Source organism: Mesorhizobium argentiipisi (SeqCode), assembly GCF_037179585.1.
In the GTDB taxonomy this organism is placed as follows: domain Bacteria; phylum Pseudomonadota; class Alphaproteobacteria; order Rhizobiales; family Rhizobiaceae; genus Mesorhizobium; species Mesorhizobium argentiipisi.
Window position 1 is genome coordinate 1 of record NZ_JAPYKO010000082.1, and the last position, 1,088, is coordinate 1,088.

The window sequence follows — 1,088 nt, forward strand, 5'->3', positions numbered from 1 at the left end:
GCTGCCTGGTCGACCAAGGCGTCGAGCAGGCGTTGCTGCTCGGGCGTCAGCAGCGGTCCCTGCTTGTCGTTGTCGAGGCCGACCACGCCGATCGCGGTTCGCCCCGTCCGCAAGGGCAGATAGAGGCGTTTTGCGCCGGGCAAGGTGTCGGCGCCGCGGCCGGCGGCGCGGTTGTGCTCCCAGGCCCAGCGCGCGGCCGCGATATCGGCCTCAGCCAGGGTATCGTCCGGCGGATAGCCGGCCTTGACGGTGATGGTGCCGTTTTCCGGCAAAAGCAGCACGACGCGGACCTTCAGCATCGAGGCGATCTGGAAGGCGGTGGCCCACAGCACGTCGTCGAGCGTGCCGGCGCCGGCGAGCTTCCTGGAAAAGGAATAGATATCCTCGGTGGCGCGCGCCCGCGAGCGCGCGGCGACCGCCTGGCGCTGCACGCGTGCCGTGAGATTGCTGGCGATCACGGCGACGACGAGGAAGACGGCGAAGGCTACGATGCTTTCGGGGTCCCTGATCGTCAGCGTGTAGCGCGGCTCGAGGAAGAAGAAGTTGAAGGCAAGCGCGGAGAGGAAACAGGCGTAGAGCGCCGGCCAGAGCCCGAAGGTCACAGCGGCGGTCAGCACCGCCAGCAGCAGGACGCTGGCGAGATTGCGGACATCTAGGAACTGGTCGAGGATCGAGCTGACGGCCAGCGCGCCGACGACGTAGACTGTCGAGATCAGATAGGGCCAGATCTGGAAAGGCTTCTGCTCGGTCGCGGCCTTGACCCGCGCTGACGGCGCGTCGGTATCGCGCTCGGCGCCGGAAATGACATGGACGCTGATGTCGCCGGCATTGCGGATCAGATCATAGGTTAGCGAGCCTTCGATCAGCTCGCGCCAGCGCGAGCGCGTTGGCCTGCCGATGACGATGTGGGTAAAATTGTTCGTCGTCGCGTGGCGCACGATGTCCTGGGCGACGTTCTGGCCGGGAATCGTGGTGATCTCGGCGCCGAGCTGCTCGGCGAGGCGCAGGTTCCTGGCCAGGCGGTCCTTGTCTTCCTCGGACATGCCGGCCAAACGCGGCGTGTCGATGTGAAGCGCCGTCCAGGGCGC

At 66.9% G+C, this 1,088-nt stretch carries 1 protein-coding gene; it reads right to left on the reverse strand.

Translation table 11 applies throughout. The features are described from left to right. On the reverse strand, positions 1–1,088 hold a 1,088-nt coding region (locus tag O7A05_RS34010; protein ID WP_337097784.1), incomplete at both ends, for a DUF4118 domain-containing protein.